This window comes from Klebsiella scottii (assembly GCF_036561945.1).
Classification (GTDB): Bacteria; Pseudomonadota; Gammaproteobacteria; order Enterobacterales; family Enterobacteriaceae; genus Klebsiella; species Klebsiella scottii.
Map to the genome: position 1 here is coordinate 1,148,163 of NZ_JARXNI010000020.1, position 15,867 is coordinate 1,164,029.

The window sequence follows — 15,867 nt, forward strand, 5'->3', positions numbered from 1 at the left end:
ATATTGTTTATAGCGTTTCATCCTTAATTATTTCACTCGGGCCATTCTTCTGCACCGAGGCAATTCCTTTTTTCGCCGCATCCTTCGAGGAATACATTTCACTGGTGGCAATGGTTTCGTGGTTATCGGCCTTCAGTAAGAAATACCAAGGTTGGGACACGCTCTTCTCTGACTTCTTAATGACGTAATACCCCATCTTTTACCCCTTTTCACGTTAACAGCTCCCCATGATATGTAGACCATGACGGCTTGTGCGGCAAGTAATCATCTAATAAATATATAATTCATGATTCATTGGTTCTGTGTATGCTATTATTTAGTCACTATACACTTGCAGAGCAACAAAGAGGACGGAGTTAACCATGGGTATCATTTCCTGGATCATTTTTGGTCTTATTGCCGGTATTTTAGCTAAGTGGATCATGCCGGGCAAAGACGGCGGCGGCTTTTTCGTCACCATCATTCTGGGGGTCATCGGTGCGGTAGTGGGCGGCTGGATCAGCACCTTCTTTGGTTTTGGCAAGGTTGACGGATTTAATTTCGGGAGCTTTGTCGTTGCGGTAATTGGCGCGCTGGTCGTGCTGTTTATCTACAGAAAAATTAAGAGCTAATAGCCCTTCAGTATCAACTGAGTCATAAGCGATAAAAGCTGCCACTATTATTGGCAGCTTTTTTTTCGTCACATAATAGCGATGCTGGCGGATCGGATGATAATAAAAACCACAACAAACCGGCGGGCAAATCTATTAGACAACCCGTACATCGTACCGGCCGAAGGGGCCGCTAACCTATTTCCCTACGCCCGCAGGGTTTAATTAACCCGCCATAATCACCAGGGACCGGCCTCTGACATATCGGGTACGGCGACAACTTCGACATGAACTTCATAATGCCGGGCTTTGCTGGCCGGGATTAACGCGGTGAGCTTATTAATGGTTTCAGTCGGATTATCGCTGGCAACGGTCGCGGAGAAGAGCACCGGCTTTCTCGGCGGCAATGGCGGCATGGGCATTGGCATGGGGCCACGTTCCTGATTCATCTCAAACGGCGGCTGCCCGGCGTTATTCCGCGCTGGGGCTGGCGTTTCGTTTTTATCCGCGGCGAAGGCGCCGGCGGCGGCAATAGAAACGGTTGCTAACAGGGCAATGATTGTTCTTTTCATCTTTGTTACCTCTTAAGAGTGTGGCTAAAATCTTAGAGGTTACGTTTCTGGCCGACAATCCCACCAGGGGCGAATCCTACAAATCTCCTTATTTATTAACGAATGTGGAGGGTCTGCAGGGAAGCGTGCGGCACGGTGAAACCGAGGGCCGGTCTCATCAGGAGATGGCTGCGGCCAGCCGATAAAAGGCAAGAATTGAAACAGCGGCGACAAAGATTTGTGGCACAACACGCTTTCAGTCCAGCAGTACGCTCATCACCAGAAGGACTACCATGCACATCGACATAATACTGATATCTATCATCCGTTACGACAAAAGCTCCAGGTTATCAGCGGCTCCGGCATCATGCCGAAAACTGTAGAAAATATAGACGGAGATTGTACACCAGCTTGATCATGGTGATTAAAACTTAATCCCCGAAGGACGGTCGACTTTATAACCAAAATGTCTACACATAGCCACACAACAACCCCGGTTTTCAGATAATGCTTATAGATTGGCCGTGATATTCGTAGGATCGGCCCATGCTATGGGGAGTGGGGCATATTTGGGTCGGCGCATCCTGGAGCGAGGTAAGACGAAATTTCAACCTGATTAATACCTGTCGGTCAAATGGCCGAAGGGCGGCAGAGCGTGTCCGCTGCTCGACTGCTATGACGTCGGAGATTGTCGAGTGCGGCCGCCGGAAAACGGCGCCTGCGGGGCTAATGCGAAGATATTTCCCGGCGCTATCGCTATGAGGTGGCCCGCCCGGGATCCCTATGCAAAAGCACGAGGGCGGGCCTTGGCTATAGGGGGTCTACAACCGGCACGGATTTTACCATCCAGAATATGGCCGAAATATTAAAAACCTCTCCCGGGAAACGTTTTAAGATTTACCTCATCTGATAAGGCAATACGCTGCGACAGAGTGAGCTATTTGCAACTGCTCTGCTTAGAAGGCGTGACAGTCAATGGTAGGAATGCCGTCATAGGGGCATAATCTATACCTCGCCCCTAAAACCCGGCACATCTTCGCCAACGCGAATGCAGAATTTATGGCATACCGCTGCCTGCGCAGGTTATAACAGCTGAATGAAAAAATAGCATTCAGGGGAGATCTATGAGCGACAAAAGCAGAGCTTTTCGTCTTCTTCACGAATCCGGGAATACCTTTGTCATTCCTAATCCCTGGGACATCGGCACCGCCAGAATACTTGAGCAAATGGGCTTTATGGCCCTCGCCACAACCAGCGCTGGGCTCGCCTTTTCTCTGGGGTTGGCGGAAGGCCAGGTCTCCTGGCAACAGACCATTCATCACTGCCGGAACCTCGCCGCAGCGACCGCTCTGCCGGTGTCAGCCGATCTGGAGAAAGGAGCGGGCAACAGTCCGGATAGCGCCGCTGAAACCATTGAGATCGCAGTGGACGCCGGTCTTGCGGGCTGTTCCCTTGAGGATTACAGCGGCCGGCCGGAAGTTCCTATCTTCGATTTGAGTCTTGCGGTTGAGAGAATTGCGGCGGCGGCTGAATCACGCGCTATTTGTGATCCTGATTTTGTTATTACTGCGCGAGCTGAAAATTTCATGTGGGGCAATCGGGATCTTGATGAAACAATCCTGAGGCTTCAGGCTTTCGAAAAGGCGGGCGCAGATGTTCTCTATGCCCCGGGGATCGACGATCTCTCTATGATTCAAACCCTCTGCAGCTCTGTTACAAAACCGGTGAATGTTGTCATGGGATTGCCCGGAAATGTTTACAGCGTCGAAGAACTCTCGCAAGCCGGAGTCCGGCGTATAAGCGTGGGAGCCTCAATGGCCCGATTCGCTTATGGCGCGTTTGTTCAGGCAGCGCGGGAGGTCAGCCGTGATGGCACTTTTACCTATGCAAAACAGGCCATCGGTTTTTCAGAACTTGAGGCCTTTTTTCGCCGGGCTAATCAATAATCAGCAGACGTGGCGGCGTGCATCAATTTCGCGCTGCGTTTTTCCAGCGCATAGCGGTCAATTATCCTGGATACGTGACGCCGGCGTTCAGGTGAGTTCCTGTATCCATTCCAGGTGAAAAGATCGGCAGCAGCGCCACCGTCGGCTACAATCTCTTCTCCTGGCTTGAGCCCGGCTATTTGGCGGGCCATAACGGGGACAGCGGAGCTGATGGAGGGCGCTTTTGGGGACAGCGGAATCTCCTTTTATGCCCCGGATTGTCCGCCGGTGTAATAGTGTAACCTGTTGAATATCCGATAAGTCGCTGAAAGCAGGATTTTTTCATCTCCTATCTCAAAAATCGGTATTTTCGATACATCTTTTCCATTGCCGCACCTTCTGCCAATTCGCATCAAATAACTTATTATTTTTCAATCTATTAAATAGAAAAAATGAGACCTGATAAGCAGTAAAGCAGGGTCTATGCTTATAAAAAGGGCCGTAAAAGGGTCGCAGGGGCGAATACCCCTTCTCCAGATGGGTTGAAGTGATAATCGTTATCACTAACATGGTGAGATGCCCTGATGGCGCCAACCAATGAGGTAGAGCTATGGAATTACAAGCAGGAACCTTTAATCCCGACGATTTTAGCTGGCGAGGTCTGATAATGACGCCCGCCGCCGCCGCCCATATCCGTGACCTGGTGAGCAAGCAGCCGCCGATGCAGGGGCTGCGTCTGGGCGTGAAAACCAGCGGCTGCGCTGGATTTGCCTACGTCATGGAGCTTATCGCTGAGCCCGCGCAGGACGATCTGCTGTTTGAGTTTGATGGCGCGAAGCTGTGGGCGCCGCTGCAGGCAATGCCGTTTATTGATGGTACGGAGCTGGATTACGTTCGGGAAGGATTAAATGAAATCTTTAAGTTTCATAACCCGAAAGCGCAGCACGAGTGCGGCTGCGGTGAAAGCTTTGGGGTTCAGGCGGAGTAATTATGTCTCGTAATACTGAAACAACTGACGATGTCAAAACCTGGACCGGCGGGCCGCTGAATTATAAAGAAGGCTTTTTTACCCGGTTACAGACCGATGAGCTGGCCAAGGGCATCAACGAAGAGGTGGTGCGGGCAATATCCGCCCGTCGCAACGAGCCGGAGTGGATGCTTGAGTTCAGGTTGAACGCATTTAAGGCGTGGCTGGAGATGGAAGAGCCGCACTGGCTGAAGGCGCACTACGATAAGCTGGACTATCAGGACTACAGCTACTATTCCGCGCCGTCCTGCGGCAACTGCGACGACACCTGCGCCTCCGAGCCGGGAGCGGTGCAGCAAACCGGCCCCGGCGACTATCTGACCAGCGAAGTCGAAGAGGCCTTTAATCTGCTGGGCGTGCCGGTACGTGAAGGTCGCGAAGTGGCGGTAGACGCCATATTTGACTCGGTTTCGGTCGCCACCACCTACCGGGAAAAGCTGGGAGAGCAGGGCATCATATTCTGTTCCTTCGGCGAAGCGATTCACGATCATCCGGAGCTGGTGAAAAAATATCTCGGCACCGTGGTGCCCGGCAATGACAACTTCTTCGCCGCGCTGAACGCCGCGGTTGCCTCCGACGGCACCTTTATCTACGTGCCGAAAGGCGTGCGCTGCCCGATGGAACTATCGACCTATTTTCGCATCAATGCGGAAAAAACCGGCCAGTTTGAACGCACGATCCTCGTCGCCGATGAGGGCAGCTACGTCAGCTATATCGAAGGCTGCTCGGCGCCGGTTCGCGACAGCTACCAGCTGCACGCGGCGGTCGTTGAGGTCATCATCCACAAAGATGCCGAAGTAAAATATTCCACGGTGCAGAACTGGTTCCCCGGCGATAACAACACCGGCGGGATCCTGAACTTCGTCACCAAACGGGCGCTCTGTGAAGGTGAAAACAGCAAAATGTCGTGGACCCAGTCGGAGACCGGCTCGGCGATAACGTGGAAGTATCCGAGCTGCATTCTGCGCGGCGACAACTCCATCGGCGAGTTCTTCTCGGTGGCGCTGACCAGCGGTCACCAGCAGGCGGATACCGGCACCAAAATGATTCATATCGGTAAAAATACCCGCTCGACGATTATCTCCAAAGGGATTTCCGCCGGTAAAAGCCAGAACAGCTACCGCGGGCTGGTAAAAATTATGCCGACCGCGACCAACGCGCGAAACTTTACCCAGTGTGACTCGATGCTGATTGGGCCAGACTGCGGGGCGCATACCTTCCCGTACGTCGAGTGCCGCAACAATAGCGCCCAGCTGGAGCACGAAGCCACCACCTCGCGAATCGGTGAAGATCAGCTGTTCTACTGCCTGCAGCGCGGGATCAGTGAAGATGATGCGATCTCAATGATCGTTAACGGTTTCTGTAAGGATGTTTTCTCAGAGCTGCCGCTGGAATTTGCCGTGGAAGCGCAAAAACTGCTGGCGATAAGCCTTGAACACAGCGTCGGTTAACAGTCTGACCCACACCGGCTGCGCGCTGACGCCGCCTGAATCAGACTGCCGAATTAAGGAATATACATGTTAAGTATTAAAGATTTGCAGGTTTCCGTTGACGAGAAAGAGATCCTGCGCGGATTGAACCTGGATATCCGACCTGGCGAAGTTCACGCCATTATGGGGCCCAACGGCTCCGGGAAAAGTACGCTCTCCGCAACGCTCGCCGGGCGGGAAGATTATGAAGTGACCGGCGGCAGCGTTGAGTTTAAGGGCAAGGATCTGCTTGAGCTTGCGCCGGAGGATCGCGCGGGCGAGGGGATCTTTATGGCCTTCCAGTATCCGGTTGAAATTCCGGGCGTCAGCAATCAGTTTTTCCTGCAAACGGCGCTGAATGCGGTACGTCGCTATCGCGGGCAGGAGCAGTTAGATCGCTTTGATTTTCAGGATCTGATGGAAGAAAAAATTAAGCTGCTGAAGATGCCGGAAGACCTGCTGACCCGCTCGGTCAACGTCGGCTTCTCCGGTGGCGAGAAAAAGCGCAACGACATCCTGCAGATGGCGGTGCTGGAGCCGGAGCTGTGCATTCTCGATGAGTCTGACTCGGGGCTGGATATCGACGCCCTGAAGATCGTTTCTGACGGCGTCAACGCGCTGCGCGACGGCAAGCGCGCGTTTATTATTGTCACCCACTACCAGCGTATTCTCGACTATATCAAGCCTGATTACGTCCACGTGCTGTATCAGGGGCGGATCGTCAAATCCGGCGACTTCACCCTGGTCAAACAACTGGAGGAGCAGGGCTATGGCTGGCTTACCGAACAGCAGTAACGCGCTGCAGCAGTGGCACCACCTGTTTGAAGCGCAGGCGGAGCAGAGAACCCCAGAAGCGCACCAGCACCTGCAGCAGGCGCTGCGCCTGGGGCTGCCGACGCGTAAGCATGAGCACTGGAAATATACGCCGCTGGATGCGCTGCTCAGCGGCACCTTCGTCGCACCGCAGCCCGAGGCGTTAACCACGGCGCAGCGGGACGCGCTGGCGCTCTCCGTCGATGCCTGGCGGCTGGTGTTCATCGATGGCCGCTACAGCGAAGCGTTGAGCGATGCGCTGGCCGACAGCGGCTACGAAGTCAGCATCGATAACCAGCGGCAGACGCTGCCCGACGCGCTGCAGCCGGAGCTGTTTCTGCACCTGACCGAAAGCCTTGCGCCGACGGTGACGCGCATTCGCGTGAAGCGCAACCAGCGCCCCGCGAGGCCGTTACTGATTATGCACGTGACGCGCGGGCTGGAGGGGGAAGAGATGAATACCGCGCACTACCGGCATCATCTGGAGCTGGAGAGCGGCGCGGAGGCGACGATCCTTGAGCACTATGTCAGCCTTAATGAGCAGCGTCATTTTACCGGCGGACGGCTGACCGCCGCGGTGGCGGACAACGCGCATCTGCAGCATATCAAGCTGGCGTTTGAAAACGCGCAGAGCTTCCACTTTGCCCACAACGACCTCTCTCTGGGGCGCGATGCATCGGCCTTTAGCAGCAGCTTCCTGCTCGGCGGCGTGGTGCTGCGCCAGCATACCAGCGTGCGGCTGCGGGGTGAGAACAGCAACCTGCGGATCAACTCTCTGGCGATGCCGGTAAAAAATGAGGTCTGCGACAGCCGCACCTGGCTGAACCATGACGTCGGCTACTGCAACAGCCGCCAGCTGCATAAGACCATCGTCAGCGACAAAGGTCGGGCGGTATTTAACGGCCTGATCAACGTTGCGCCGAACGCGATTAAAACCGACGGCCAGATGACCAATAATAATCTGCTGTTAGGCCGGCTGTCGGAGGTGGATACCAAACCGCAGCTGGAGATTTACGCCGATGACGTCAAATGTAGCCACGGCGCCACCATCGGGCGTATCGACGATGAACAGCTGTTTTACCTGCGCTCGCGCGGCATCACCCAGCAGGCGGCGCAGCACATGATTCTGTACGCTTTCGCCGCGGAGCTGACGGAAGCCATCGGCGATGTGGCGCTGAGGCAGCAAATCCTCGCGCGCATCGGCCAGCGTCTACCGGGAGAGGCAGCATGACATTTTCTGTTGAACGAGTCCGCGCAGATTTTCCGCTGCTCGGCCGGGAGGTCAACGGCCAGCCGCTGGTCTATCTGGACAGCGCCGCCAGCGCGCAAAAGCCGGAGGCGGTCATTCACGCCGAGGCGGAGTTTTACCGGCACGGCTATGCCGCCGTGCATCGCGGCATTCACACCCTGAGCGCGGAAGCGACGACGCGAATGGAGCAGGTTCGCCAGCGGGCGGCAACCTTCCTCAACGCGCGCTCTGCGGAAGAGCTGGTGTTTGTCCGCGGGACCACCGAAGGGATTAACCTGGTGGCGAATAGCTGGGGCAACGCCAACGTGGGGGCCGGGGATAACATCATCGTCAGCGCGATGGAGCACCACGCCAATATCGTTCCGTGGCAGCTGCTCTGCGCCCGGGTGGGCGCCGAGCTGCGGGTGATCCCGCTCAATCCGGACGGAACCCTGCAGCTGGAGGCGATAGCGGGCCTGTTCGACGCGCGCACCCGCCTGCTGGCCATCACCCAGGTCTCCAACGTGCTGGGCATTGAAAATCCGGTAGCGGCGCTGATTGCGCTGGCGCATCAGCACGGCGCCAGGGTGCTGGTGGACGGCGCTCAGGCGGTGATGCATCACGCCGTGGACGTCCAGGCGCTGGACTGCGACTTCTACGTCTTCTCCGGACACAAGCTGTATGGCCCGACCGGGATCGGCATCCTCTATGGTAAAGCGGCTCTGCTGGACGAGATGCCGCCGTGGGAAGGGGGCGGATCGATGATCGCCACCGTCAGCCTGACCCAGGGGACCACCTGGGCAAAAGCGCCGTGGCGCTTTGAGGCGGGGACGCCGAACACCGGCGGAATTATCGGGCTTGGCGCGGCGCTGGAGTACGTCAGCGCGCTGGGGCTGGCGCATATCGGCGAATATGAACAGACGCTGATGCGCTACGCGCTGCAGGAGCTGACAAAAGTGCCGGACCTGATCATCTACGGCCCGCCGCAGCGGCTCGGGGTGATTGCCTTTAATCTCGGCGCGCACCACGCCTACGACGTCGGCAGCTTCCTCGATAACTATGGCATCGCGATTCGAACCGGCCATCACTGCGCGATGCCGCTGATGGACTTCTTTAGCGTTCCGGCGATGTGTCGGGCATCGCTGGCGATATACAATACCACGGAAGATGTGGATCGGCTGGTCGCAGGACTACAGCGCATTCACAAGCTATTAGGCTAAAGGAAGCAATCATGGCGGCGTTACCGGATAAAGATAAACTGCTGCGCAACTTCAGCCGTTGCGCAAACTGGGAAGAGAAGTACCTCTATATTATTGAGCTTGGCCAGCGGCTGGCGCCGCTGAGCGCCGAGGAGCATACGGCGCAAAACATTATCCAGGGCTGCCAGAGCCAGGTATGGATTGTCGTGGAGCAGAACGAGACGGGCGCGCTCGTGCTGCGCGGCGATAGCGACGCGGCTATCGTCAAAGGGCTCATCGCCGTGGTGTTTATTCTCTATGACCAGATGACGGCCAAGGATATCACCGCTTTTGACGTTCGCCCGTGGTTTGAAAAGATGGCGCTGACTCAGCATCTTACGCCATCGCGGTCGCAGGGGCTGGAAGCCATGATTCGCGCAATTCGCGCGAAAGCCGCAAATCTTAGCTAGAATAAACAGGTAGATTTCATTCTGTTACGTTCGGTGGGAACGCGTTTCCCGCCGATGTACAGATCCTGGCGTTTTATTAGCGAAAGAAGGAATCTCAGTATGAAACGCGCGTCTCTCCTCACTTTATCCCTTCTGGCGGCCCTCAGCGTGCAGCATGGCGCCTGGGCGGTAGATTACCCACTTCCTCCTGCTAACAGCAGGATCATTGGTCAAAATCAATTCTGGACGGTGCAGGAGGGGGATCGCAACCTGCAGGCGATTGCTCGTCATTTTGATACCGCGGCAATGCTGATCCTCGAAGCTAACGATACGCTGGCGCCGGTAGAGCCTGAACCGGGCACCCAGGTGCTGATCCCTTCGCAGATGCTGCTGCCCGACACGCCTCGCGAGGGAATTGTCGTGAACCTGGCGGAGCTGCGGCTCTACTACTTCCCGCCGGGGCAAAATCAGGTGCAGGTCTATCCTCTCGGCATTGGCCAGCTTGGGCTGGAAACGCCGGAGATGACCACCCGCGTCGGGCAGAAGATCCCCAATCCGACCTGGACCCCGACGGCGGGCATCCGCGCCCGCTCGCTGGAGAAAGGGATTAAGCTGCCGCCCGTTATTCCGGCGGGGCCGAACAACCCTCTGGGACGCTATGCGCTGCGCCTGGCGTACGGTAACGGCGAATACCTCATTCATGGCACCAACGCGCCGGATAGCGTGGGGCTGCGGGTCAGCTCCGGCTGTATGCGCATGAACGCCGCCGACATTCAGGCACTCTTTAGCCAGGTGAAGACCGGAACGCCGGTGCGCATCATCAATCAGCCGGTGAAGTTTGCGGTTGAGCCCGACGGCAGGCGCTACGTTGAGGTACACCGGCCGCTGTCGCAGGATGAAAGCGGCGATACCCGAACCATTGCCTATACGCTCCCGGCGGAATTCCATCAGTTTTCCGGCGATAAGTCCGTCGACGAGGCGCTGCTGAAGCGCGCGCTGTCGAGAAGAGCGGGCTACCCGGTGGTGGTTTCTGGCGGTGAGCAGAGCAGTGCCGGAGGGGCGGTATCGAATTTGTCGGTGCAGAATGCGCCGGTGGATGAGAGTACAAGAGTGCAGTAAATCGGGGAGAGCAGGACAAAAAAAATGGCGCACAATGTGCGCCATTTCTATTACACAGGCACTATTACTTACGGTATTTAGTAGCCTGGTTGTCCAGACGCTGGTTAGCGCGTGCTGCGTCATCTTTAGCAGCCTGAACGTCGGAACGGATTGCGTTCACGTCGTTGCTCAGCTGGTCAACTTTAGCGTTCAGAGTCTGAACGTCAGAAGACAGCTGATCGATTTTAGCATTGCTGGAGCAACCAGCCAGCAGAGTAGAACCCAGGATTACCGCGCCCAGTACCAGTTTAGTACGATTCATTATTAATACCCTCTAGATTGAGTTAATCTCCATGTAGCGTTACAAGTATTACACAAACTTTTTTGGGATGAGAATATTTTTTTACGGTAATACGCTTATTTTTGATCGTTCGCTCAAAGAACCAACGAATTTGGAGGATTAGTTTAAAAAGCTGTGTGAAAACAGCACGCTTCCATCGGATTCATCTTAGATAATCTCTTATTAAATAGTAAATTCCGATTTGCATTTTTATTAAGAGTAGCTAGTGATTGAATAAAAAAAAAGCGCCTCACGGAGGCGCCTTTAAAAAAACGAATTAGCCTGTAAATTATTACAGCACGTGCACGGATGCGGTATTGGTTGTTCCGCTTGGAACCAGCGCTCCGGACACCATCACGACGACGTCGCCTTTACGCGCCAGACCGCTCTGCAGAGCCAGCTCTTTGCCCAGCATGTAGAAGTCGTCGGTAGAGGCCAGCTGCTCAACCAACTGCGGTACAACGCCTTTGGTCAGCACCAGCTGGCGGGCGGTGGTTTCGTTGGTGGTCAGCGCCAGGATAGTGGCATCCGGGAAGTATTTACGCACTGCGCGAGCGGATTTACCGCCCTGGGTGGCGACGACGATCAGCGGCGCTTCCAGTTTTTCAGCGGTTTCTACAGCACCACGGCAAACGGCTTCGGTGATGCGCAGCTTGCGGTTGTCGTTGTTGAACTCCAGACGGCTGGTCATGACGCGGTCGGTACGTTCGCAGATGGTCGCCATGATGGTAACCGCTTCCAGCGGGTATTTACCTTTTGCCGATTCGCCGGACAGCATCACGGCATCGGTGCCGTCGAGGATGGCGTTAGCGACGTCGCCGGCTTCCGCGCGGGTCGGACGCGGGTTCTTGATCATTGAGTCCAGCATCTGGGTAGCGGTGATAACCACTTTACGCGCGCGGATACATTTTTCGATGATCATTTTCTGGGCGAAGATAACTTCTTCAACCGGGATTTCAACGCCCATGTCGCCACGAGCAACCATGATGCCGTCGGAGGCTTCAAGGATTTCGTCGAAGTTGTTCAGGCCTTCCTGGTTTTCGATCTTGGAGATGATCTGAATGTTGTCGCCACCGTTAGCCTTCAGGTGTTCGCGAATTTCTACTACGTCAGAACGCTTACGGATAAAGGATGCGGCAACAAAGTCAACGCCCTGTTCGCAGCCGAAGATCAGGTCCTGTTTGTCTTTCTCAGCCAGCGCCGGCAGAGCGATAGATACGCCCGGCAGGTTAACGCCTTTGTTCTCGCCGAGGTCGCCGTTATTCAGCACTTTACAGATAACGTTTTTACCTTCGATGGCGGTAACTTCCATACCGATCAGACCATCGTCAACCAGTACGGTGTTGCCAACGGAGAGGTCAGAGGTAAAACCTTCATAGGTGACGGCTACGATTTCGTTGTTGCCGACTACGGATTTGTCGGTTGTGAAGGTGAAGGTCTGACCCGCTTTCAGGGAGACGTCGTTGCCGCCTTCCAGTTTGATGGTGCGAATTTCCGGACCTTTGGTATCCAGCAGGATAGCGGCGGTTTTACCGGTTTTGCTCACCACATTGCGCAGGTTCTGGATGCGCTGACCGTGTTCAGCATAGTCGCCGTGAGAGAAGTTCAGACGCATGACGTTCATGCCCGCGTCCAGCATCTTGGTTAACATCTCTTCGGATTCGGTTTTCGGACCGATGGTGCAAACAATTTTGGTCTTTTTCATGAAGGTATTAGTCTTTAAGTTGTGAAGGATAGGGGAATCTCGCTCCGTGGGCGCACTGCCGTGGAGGCAAACCTGTATTGCGAAAGCTGCTATGCCACGCTCTAAGGATAGGTGACAACAATAGAGCGTGCAGAAGAATGTGTGCTGGCGGTTCAGCCCATGAAAAGAGGCAATTTTTTATGCTTTTAATCATGCAGTCCAATGTGCTGAAACCATTCAAGAAAGAATCGGTGTGCATTATACGACGATGAAACAAAAAAGGAAAATGAAAACAACGTTTCATTTTCCGTTATACAAACGCAACAAAACTCACACCAATAACAATCTTATCTGCAACACAAATTTTCGCCAGTCGCTAAGATAAACTGGCCGCTGCGTGCCGTTTTAGCCGCGGTTTGGTCATGGAAATTCGCCATTAGCGAAGAAACGGTGCGCTGGTTTGATTTATGCGGAAAAGATATCAATAATGAATTGATTGATAATGATAATTTGCGAGCGTGATTTGATGGGAAACCGAGCAAAAGACGATGAGTTGTACCAGGAAATGTGCCGCGTGGTGGGGAAAGTCGTGCTCGAAATGCGCGATCTTGGTCAGGAACCGAAACATATCGTGATTGCCGGCGTCGTTCGCACCGCGCTGGCGAATCCCAAAATCGCCCGTTCGGAGCTCACTCATGAAGCGATGACCCGGGTTATTCACGCCTTATCAGGACATGAATAACGCCGACGGCAGCGCCTCAGGCTTCAGGATATAACGAAGCGAACCACCGCCTTTACCGCGATATCGCAGTGGTGGGCGACCATCGCCTCATCGTCGATTTCCGGCAGCGGATCGTCGAGATAGAGGCTGTTGAAGGTGTAAAAATTCGAGACCTGATAAAAGCTGAAGCTGCTGATCAGCCGGTGGACGTCCCGCGGCTCAATCCCGGCCTGAAAAATCCCCTGCTGCTGCCCGCGCTGGAGAATATCCTCGAGGATGGAAAGGGCGGTTCGGTTCAGCGGTTTCAGCTGCCCGGATGACTGCAGCCACTTCCCGCGCTGCATATTCTCCATACAGATCACGCGCATAAAGTCCGCGTGGGTCGCGTGATAGCGCACGCTCCACCTCACCAGTTGAACCAACGCCTCCACCGGAGGAAGCTGCTCCAGCCCGAGCTGCTGTTCCGTTTCGCGAATACGGGCGTAGACGTGCTGCAGCACGGCCTGATACAGCAGCTCTTTGCTTTTGAAGTAGTAGACCACCATCCGCTTGGTCGTCTGCGCTTCGACGGCGATCTGTTCCATCCGCGCCCCCGAAAGCCCGTGTTCGGCAAATACGGCAATCGCGGCGGTGAAGATCCGCTCTTTCAGGGATTGCGCTTCATCATGAGCAACCACGGACATAACCACTCCTTTTTTCTGAGAGACAAAAAATACACATAACGATCACAATTTAGCAACCTTGTGTGGCGCGAATGAACCAAATGATACATATTCAGGGCTCACGTCCGCTGATGACACGAGGATCTATGCTGCGCTCAATCGCCACCGTCTCGATTTCCGGTACCTTATCTGAAAAGCTTCACGCCATTGCCGCTGCGGGTTATCAGGGCGTCGAAATCTTCGAAAACGATCTGCTCTATTATACGGGCACGCCGGCGGATATTCGTAATCTGGCGGCTGATTTAGGGCTAAAAATCACGCTTTTTCAACCCTTTCGCGATTTTGAAGGCGCCAGCCGCGCGCAGTTTGCGGCCAATCTGGCGCGGGCGAGGCGCAAATTCGCGCTGATGCATGAGCTTGGCTGCGACACCATGCTGCTTTGCAGCAACGTGCAGCCGGACTGCTCCGCCGATATCTCCCTGCAGGTGGCGGATTTACGCGCCCTGGCGGATCTGGCGGAGCAGGAGGGCATTATCGTGGGCTATGAGGCGCTGGCCTGGGGGACTCACGTTAACCTCTGGCATCAGGCCTGGGAGCGGGTAAAAGCGGTGAACAGCCCGGCAATGGGCATCGTACTCGACAGCTTCCATATCCTGGCGCGCGGCGACGATCTGGCGCGCCTCCACGAGGTGCCGGTGGATAAAGTCACCTTCCTGCAGCTTGCCGACGCGCCGCTGATGAAGATGGATGTCCTCGAATGGAGCCGCCATTTCCGCTGCTTCCCCGGCCAGGGGCAGCTGCCGCTGGTGGATTTTGCCTGCGAGCTGACCCGCTGCGGCTATCGCGGCCCGTGGTCGCTGGAGATCTTTAATGATGGTTTTCGCGCCTCGCCGAACGGCGCGACGGCGAAAGACGGCTACCGTTCGCTGCTGTGGCTGGAAGAGCAGACCCGGCGCCAGCTGGCGAGCAGCGATGCGGCGCTGTTTGACGCGCCGGAGTTAGCCCCCTACACGGGGCTGGAGTTTATTGAGTTTGCCGCCAGCCCCTCCGAGGCCAAAACCCTCGGCCAGCGCCTGGCGCAGCTGGGTTTTCAGCAGGAGGGCCAGCATCGTTCGAAACAGGTGGCGCTGTGGCGTAACGGGGCGGCAAGAGCCGTCGTCAACTTTCAGCCGCACAGCTGGGCCGACCATTTCTACCAGCGCCACGGGATCTCGCTGTGCGCGATGGCCCTTGGCGTCAGCCGCAGCGCGCCGATTATTGCGCGCGCTCGCGCCTACGGTTACGCCACCTGGCAGGGCGACGCCGGGCCGAATGAAAGCCCGATTCCGGCGGTTTGCGCCCCGGATGGCAGCCTGATTTATTTGATTGAGCGCGGGGACGATATCTATGCCCGCGATTTCCACCTGCAGCCGCCTGCGGCTGTGCGCGATGATTACAGCGGCATCGATCACCTGGCGCTCGGGATGGAGGCGGACAGCCGCGACAACTGGATTATGTTCTTCCGCACGGTGTTCGGCTTTACGCTCGAACATGAACAGACGCTGCCGGACCCGTACGGTCTGGTGCGAAGCCTTGCGGTACATAGCCCGCAGGGCAACATCCGCCTGGCGCTGAATATTTCTCAAAGCCGCGCGACGCAGATTGCCCGCTCCGTTGCCTGCTATCAGGGCGCAGGCCTGCAGCATGCGGCCTTCGCCTGCCGGGATCTGCCGGCCACCCTCGATTGCCTGCCTGAGGTCTCCCTTAACGCGCTGCCGATCCCGGCAAACTACTATGAGGATTTAGCGGCGCGCTTTGGCGCAGGTGAGAGCGTGGCGCTGTTCAAACGTCTGCAGCTCCTCTACGACCGCGATGGCCAGGGCGGTGAATTCCTGCATCTCTACACCCGACCCTTTTCCGCAGGGCGCTTTTTCTTTGAGTTGACCGAAAGACGTGACGGCTACGCGCTCTACGGCGCGGCGAACGCGGCGGTGCGTCTTTCGGCGATGCAGTACGGCTAATTTGTATCAAATGGTTCATCTGATACGTGTCGCCCATACAATAACAACATTCATCTGCACCCAACGCACCACATCACTCGCGCTGCGTTAAGGCGGCAACGTTCCTGCCGCCCGTACAACAGCGGCCCGGGT

Annotated in this window: 17 protein-coding genes; 11 read left to right on the forward strand and 6 right to left on the reverse strand. The window is 55.8% G+C overall.

Annotation, left to right across the window (positions count from 1 at the left end; translation table 11 throughout):
* Positions 1-7: 7 nt before the first annotated feature.
* Positions 8-196, reverse strand: a complete 189-nt coding sequence (locus QFI97_RS13115) for a YegP family protein (RefSeq protein ID WP_095102074.1) — start codon at positions 194-196, stop codon at positions 8-10.
* A 166-nt stretch (positions 197-362) separates the two neighbouring features.
* Between QFI97_RS13115 and QFI97_RS13120 the strand changes: the two genes are divergently transcribed.
* A complete protein-coding gene (locus QFI97_RS13120) occupies positions 363-611 on the forward strand; it encodes a GlsB/YeaQ/YmgE family stress response membrane protein (RefSeq protein WP_041146033.1) in 249 nt (82 codons plus the stop codon).
* A gap of 218 nt (positions 612-829) precedes the next feature.
* Here the strand turns inward: QFI97_RS13120 and QFI97_RS13125 are convergent, their stop codons facing one another.
* The gene (locus QFI97_RS13125; RefSeq protein ID WP_095102076.1) at positions 830-1,162 is read right to left on the reverse strand and encodes a hypothetical protein; all 333 of its coding nucleotides are present in this window, start codon (positions 1,160-1,162) and stop codon (positions 830-832) included.
* A gap of 1,103 nt (positions 1,163-2,265) precedes the next feature.
* Between QFI97_RS13125 and QFI97_RS13130 the strand changes: the two genes are divergently transcribed.
* From QFI97_RS13130 to ldtE, 8 genes are all read left to right on the forward strand, one after another.
* The gene (locus QFI97_RS13130; protein ID WP_346431327.1) at positions 2,266-3,087 is read left to right on the forward strand and encodes an isocitrate lyase/PEP mutase family protein; all 822 of its coding nucleotides are present in this window, start codon (positions 2,266-2,268) and stop codon (positions 3,085-3,087) included.
* A 589-nt stretch (positions 3,088-3,676) separates the two neighbouring features.
* Complete coding sequence (gene sufA, locus QFI97_RS13135) at positions 3,677-4,054, forward strand: Fe-S cluster assembly scaffold SufA (protein ID WP_095102082.1); 378 nt, start codon at positions 3,677-3,679, stop codon at positions 4,052-4,054.
* A 2-nt stretch (positions 4,055-4,056) separates the two neighbouring features.
* Positions 4,057-5,544, forward strand: coding sequence for a Fe-S cluster assembly protein SufB (sufB, locus tag QFI97_RS13140; RefSeq protein ID WP_095102084.1), 1,488 nt, complete (start codon positions 4,057-4,059; stop codon positions 5,542-5,544).
* A 66-nt stretch (positions 5,545-5,610) separates the two neighbouring features.
* On the forward strand, positions 5,611-6,357 hold the full coding sequence (gene sufC, locus QFI97_RS13145; RefSeq protein ID WP_331833861.1) for a Fe-S cluster assembly ATPase SufC: 747 nt from the start codon (positions 5,611-5,613) through the stop codon (positions 6,355-6,357).
* A complete protein-coding gene (gene sufD / locus QFI97_RS13150) occupies positions 6,332-7,606 on the forward strand; it encodes a Fe-S cluster assembly protein SufD (protein WP_346431328.1) in 1,275 nt (424 codons plus the stop codon). The genes sufC and sufD overlap by 26 nt, the downstream gene beginning before the upstream one ends.
* A complete protein-coding gene (gene sufS / locus QFI97_RS13155) occupies positions 7,603-8,823 on the forward strand; it encodes a cysteine desulfurase SufS (RefSeq protein WP_346431329.1) in 1,221 nt (406 codons plus the stop codon). The genes sufD and sufS overlap by 4 nt, the downstream gene beginning before the upstream one ends.
* An 11-nt stretch (positions 8,824-8,834) precedes the next feature.
* On the forward strand, positions 8,835-9,251 hold the full coding sequence (sufE, locus tag QFI97_RS13160; protein ID WP_095102092.1) for a cysteine desulfuration protein SufE: 417 nt from the start codon (positions 8,835-8,837) through the stop codon (positions 9,249-9,251).
* A gap of 99 nt (positions 9,252-9,350) precedes the next feature.
* On the forward strand, positions 9,351-10,349 hold the full coding sequence (ldtE, locus tag QFI97_RS13165; RefSeq protein ID WP_095102094.1) for a L,D-transpeptidase LdtE: 999 nt from the start codon (positions 9,351-9,353) through the stop codon (positions 10,347-10,349).
* A 64-nt stretch (positions 10,350-10,413) separates the two neighbouring features.
* Here ldtE and lpp read toward each other — a convergent pair whose 3' ends face one another.
* The 3 genes from lpp to ynhH all read right to left on the reverse strand — a co-directional run bounded on the left by lpp (position 10,414) and on the right by ynhH (position 12,656).
* On the reverse strand, positions 10,414-10,650 hold the full coding sequence (gene lpp, locus QFI97_RS13170) for a murein lipoprotein Lpp (RefSeq protein ID WP_010430241.1): 237 nt from the start codon (positions 10,648-10,650) through the stop codon (positions 10,414-10,416).
* Between the two features lie 310 nt (positions 10,651-10,960).
* Positions 10,961-12,373 carry a pyruvate kinase PykF gene (gene pykF / locus QFI97_RS13175; protein WP_095102096.1) on the reverse strand — a complete coding sequence of 471 codons (1,413 nt, stop codon included), beginning with the start codon at positions 12,371-12,373 and terminating at the stop codon, positions 10,961-10,963.
* 7 nt (positions 12,374-12,380) lie between these two features.
* Complete coding sequence (gene ynhH / locus QFI97_RS23515) at positions 12,381-12,656, reverse strand: protein YnhH (RefSeq protein WP_438943431.1); 276 nt, start codon at positions 12,654-12,656, stop codon at positions 12,381-12,383.
* 222 nt (positions 12,657-12,878) lie between these two features.
* Between ynhH and fumD the strand changes: the two genes are divergently transcribed.
* Positions 12,879-13,094: a fumarate hydratase FumD gene (fumD, locus tag QFI97_RS13185; RefSeq protein WP_095102098.1), complete on the forward strand. Its 216-nt coding sequence runs from the start codon at positions 12,879-12,881 to the stop codon at positions 13,092-13,094.
* A gap of 23 nt (positions 13,095-13,117) precedes the next feature.
* Here the strand turns inward: fumD and QFI97_RS13190 are convergent, their stop codons facing one another.
* Positions 13,118-13,756, reverse strand: a complete 639-nt coding sequence (locus QFI97_RS13190; protein ID WP_095102100.1) for a TetR/AcrR family transcriptional regulator — start codon at positions 13,754-13,756, stop codon at positions 13,118-13,120.
* A 125-nt stretch (positions 13,757-13,881) separates the two neighbouring features.
* Here QFI97_RS13190 and QFI97_RS13195 point away from each other — a divergent pair, with 125 nt between their 5' ends.
* Positions 13,882-15,735 carry a bifunctional sugar phosphate isomerase/epimerase/4-hydroxyphenylpyruvate dioxygenase family protein gene (locus QFI97_RS13195; RefSeq protein WP_346431330.1) on the forward strand — a complete coding sequence of 618 codons (1,854 nt, stop codon included), beginning with the start codon at positions 13,882-13,884 and terminating at the stop codon, positions 15,733-15,735.
* The last annotated feature ends 132 nt before the right edge of the window (positions 15,736-15,867 follow it).

What these genes read in the sequence shown, in the direction of transcription:
- QFI97_RS13115 (WP_095102074.1), bottom strand. Translation starts at nt 196, where the DNA reads ATGGGGTATTACGTCATTAAGAAGTCAGAGAAGAGCGTGTCCCAACCT.
- QFI97_RS13120 (WP_041146033.1), top strand. Translation starts at nt 363, where the DNA reads ATGGGTATCATTTCCTGGATCATTTTTGGTCTTATTGCCGGTATTTTA.
- QFI97_RS13125 (WP_095102076.1), bottom strand. Translation starts at nt 1,162, where the DNA reads ATGAAAAGAACAATCATTGCCCTGTTAGCAACCGTTTCTATTGCCGCC.
- QFI97_RS13130 (WP_346431327.1), top strand. Translation starts at nt 2,266, where the DNA reads ATGAGCGACAAAAGCAGAGCTTTTCGTCTTCTTCACGAATCCGGGAAT.
- sufA (WP_095102082.1), top strand. Translation starts at nt 3,677, where the DNA reads ATGGAATTACAAGCAGGAACCTTTAATCCCGACGATTTTAGCTGGCGA.
- sufB (WP_095102084.1), top strand. Translation starts at nt 4,057, where the DNA reads ATGTCTCGTAATACTGAAACAACTGACGATGTCAAAACCTGGACCGGC.
- sufC (WP_331833861.1), top strand. Translation starts at nt 5,611, where the DNA reads ATGTTAAGTATTAAAGATTTGCAGGTTTCCGTTGACGAGAAAGAGATC.
- sufD (WP_346431328.1), top strand. Translation starts at nt 6,332, where the DNA reads ATGGCTGGCTTACCGAACAGCAGTAACGCGCTGCAGCAGTGGCACCAC.
- sufS (WP_346431329.1), top strand. Translation starts at nt 7,603, where the DNA reads ATGACATTTTCTGTTGAACGAGTCCGCGCAGATTTTCCGCTGCTCGGC.
- sufE (WP_095102092.1), top strand. Translation starts at nt 8,835, where the DNA reads ATGGCGGCGTTACCGGATAAAGATAAACTGCTGCGCAACTTCAGCCGT.
- ldtE (WP_095102094.1), top strand. Translation starts at nt 9,351, where the DNA reads ATGAAACGCGCGTCTCTCCTCACTTTATCCCTTCTGGCGGCCCTCAGC.
- lpp (WP_010430241.1), bottom strand. Translation starts at nt 10,650, where the DNA reads ATGAATCGTACTAAACTGGTACTGGGCGCGGTAATCCTGGGTTCTACT.
- pykF (WP_095102096.1), bottom strand. Translation starts at nt 12,373, where the DNA reads ATGAAAAAGACCAAAATTGTTTGCACCATCGGTCCGAAAACCGAATCC.
- ynhH (WP_438943431.1), bottom strand. Translation starts at nt 12,656, where the DNA reads ATGAAACGTTGTTTTCATTTTCCTTTTTTGTTTCATCGTCGTATAATG.
- fumD (WP_095102098.1), top strand. Translation starts at nt 12,879, where the DNA reads ATGGGAAACCGAGCAAAAGACGATGAGTTGTACCAGGAAATGTGCCGC.
- QFI97_RS13190 (WP_095102100.1), bottom strand. Translation starts at nt 13,756, where the DNA reads ATGTCCGTGGTTGCTCATGATGAAGCGCAATCCCTGAAAGAGCGGATC.
- QFI97_RS13195 (WP_346431330.1), top strand. Translation starts at nt 13,882, where the DNA reads ATGCTGCGCTCAATCGCCACCGTCTCGATTTCCGGTACCTTATCTGAA.